The organism is Planktosalinus sp., assembly GCF_059864935.1.
In genome coordinates, this window is the sequence record NZ_JCBCCK010000079.1 from 1 (window position 1) to 2,376 (window position 2,376).

At 41.7% G+C, this 2,376-nt stretch carries 3 protein-coding genes; 2 read left to right on the top strand and 1 reads right to left on the bottom strand.

The window, feature by feature from the left end; genetic code table 11:
- Positions 1 to 370 precede the first annotated feature (370 nt).
- A complete protein-coding gene (locus AC6F75_RS03480) occupies positions 371 to 1,222 on the top strand; it encodes a methyltransferase domain-containing protein (protein WP_500713558.1) in 852 nt (283 codons plus the stop codon).
- A gap of 103 nt (positions 1,223 to 1,325) precedes the next feature.
- On the opposite strand, the gene AC6F75_RS03485 is transcribed toward AC6F75_RS03480, so the two are convergent.
- On the bottom strand, positions 1,326 to 1,496 hold the full coding sequence (locus tag AC6F75_RS03485) for a hypothetical protein (RefSeq protein WP_500713559.1): 171 nt from the start codon (positions 1,494 to 1,496) through the stop codon (positions 1,326 to 1,328).
- A 21-nt stretch (positions 1,497 to 1,517) separates the two neighbouring features.
- Between AC6F75_RS03485 and AC6F75_RS03490 the strand changes: the two genes are divergently transcribed.
- Positions 1,518 to 2,376: glycosyltransferase (locus tag AC6F75_RS03490; protein WP_500713560.1), on the top strand; the 859-nt coding region annotated here is incomplete at its 3' end.

Consider the following 2,376-nt stretch of genomic DNA (forward strand, 5'->3'; position numbering starts at 1 on the left):
CCAGAAACCTCAAACCTGAAACCAGAAACCTGAAACCAGAAACCTGAAACCTGAAACCTCAAACCTGAAACCTCAAACCTCAAACCTGAAACCTGAAACCTGAAACCTCAAACCTGAAACCTCAAACCTGAAACCTCAAACCTGAAACCCGAAACCCGAAACCAGAAAACTGAAACCAGAAACCTGAAACCAGAAACCTGAAACCTGAAACCTGAAACCAGAAACCCGAAACCTGAAACCCGAAACCTCCCCACTGACCACTAGTCCATCGGTCAACGGTCATCTGTCATCCGTCAAAACCCAAAGACTCACAGGCTCGCTAACTCAAAACTCAATTTCTTTCCCTATTTTTACGTATTCAATTTCAAACATGGTAACAACCAACACCAACATCACCCAACAAAACCGCGAACACTACAACAAGCGCTATGCCGGTGTTTCCATTAAAGGGATTGAAAAAATCCTTCAAAACTTGGAGGCCTTTTTGAAAGGGGTCACAACAACTGACACTTCCTGGGTAGCGATGTTTCGCGGGAATTTTAAAGACCGGCTGCCCGGCAAAAAAGTACTGGAGCTGGGCTGTGGCGATTGCACCCTGGCAGCCGTGATGGCAGGCTTGGGTGCTGATGTTACAGCCAATGACATTGCCGATAAAAGCGGAGAAATCATCGCTAAAATCAATGACGCCCAACTCACCGATAAACCGCTCAGGTTTATACAAGGCGATTTTTTAAAACAGGACTTCCCACCCGACAGTTTTGACCTGGTGGTGGGCAAGGCATTTATCCACCATTTGACCCATGAACAGGAAGCTGCTTTTTATCAAAAAATAGCACATCTTTTAAAACCCGGCGGCGAAGTGCGCTTTGTAGAGCCGGCCGTAAACAGCAGGATTTTGGACGCCTTACGGTGGATGGTGCCCGTGCCCGGCCGTCCTTCCAGCCTGCAACGCAAAAAATTCTCCACATGGAAAGCTGCAGACCCGCACCCTGAGCGCAGCCACAGCAGCAGTCACTATAAAAAAATGGGATTAAAGTATTTTAAGGAAGTGGAAATTATCCCCATTGGCTTTATCGAGCGATTCAACCGCCTGTTTCCCAAAGGCAAAACCAAAAGGGAGTTCAGAAGAAAAGCCTATCAATGGGAAGACCGTTTCCCACTATGGGTGCAGCAAACTTTTGCCCGGGCGCAGACGGTGGTGTTCAGGAAGCCCAGGGAGTAGCGGTGAGTTTTTGAGCAATGAGAGGACGCAAGAGTGAAGAAGTGACAAGGAGATCAATTTCTCTCATAAATCTGCCTATCGACGTACGGTAATTATAAATATTTTAAAAAAACACCAAACCCTCTGCGTTTTCTTTGAGCTGTAACTTTGCGACCCTGCCTTCGGCAGGCAGGTTTGCGTGAACACCACACAAGAGTGAGCAAATATTAGAAGGTGTTTTTATAGAATAAAATTCAACATCCAAATTTGAAATGACCAATTTGAAATAGTACATTTGAAATGTTTTAATTTCAACATGGACTCACAACCTTTAGTTTCCATAATAATCCCAACATTCAACCGCGCCCACCTCATTGGCGAGACGCTGGACAGTGTGCTGGCGCAAACCTACCAAAACTGGGAGTGCATCATTGTGGATGATGGGAGTACTGACAATACTTCTGAGGTGGTTAAGGGCTATGTAAATAGAGATTCAAGGTTTCAATACCACCACCGTCCGGCAGACCGGCCCAAAGGGGCTAATGCCTGCCGGAACTATGGGTTTGAGGTGAGTAAAGGGGAATTCATACAGTGGTTGGATAGCGATGATTTGATTTCAGAAAATAAATTAGAAATCCAGGTTAAGGCAATTCAAGATGAACCATCTGCAATTGCTGTTTGTAATTGGAGCTATTTTGTTGATAGTGTAACTAACACAAAAGATATGCCTGAACCTTTTGATAGATTTACTGATCCTTTAATATTCCTGAATTACTTATACGGTAGAATAGGATTTTTTCCTATTCACGCCTATTTGATTCCAAGGGGTTTGCAAATAAAATCCGGTTTATGGAATGAGTACTTAAAAATAAATCAAGATGCAGAATTGATTACCAGAATAATTTGTAATACGAATGTTTTTCTTTTTTCTCCGGCAGATAAAGTTTTTTATAGAATATCCGAAAATCAACACAGATCAAGTAGTTTAAACGACAATAATATTGATGATTATTTGAATTCTTGGGGATTAATTCAAAATTATTTAAATCTTCGTTTTGAAAATCAAACAATTGAAGAATTTGAAAAACACAAAATCAAGATTGTCAGTAGAATTCCAAAAACACACCTTTATTTAATAAAAAACAATTTTAGATTTTTAGAAAAAGCTTTAAAAA

What these genes read in the sequence shown, in the direction of transcription:
- AC6F75_RS03485 (WP_500713559.1), bottom strand. Translation starts at nt 1,496, where the DNA reads ATGTACTATTTCAAATTGGTCATTTCAAATTTGGATGTTGAATTTTAT.
- AC6F75_RS03480 (WP_500713558.1), top strand. Translation starts at nt 371, where the DNA reads ATGGTAACAACCAACACCAACATCACCCAACAAAACCGCGAACACTAC.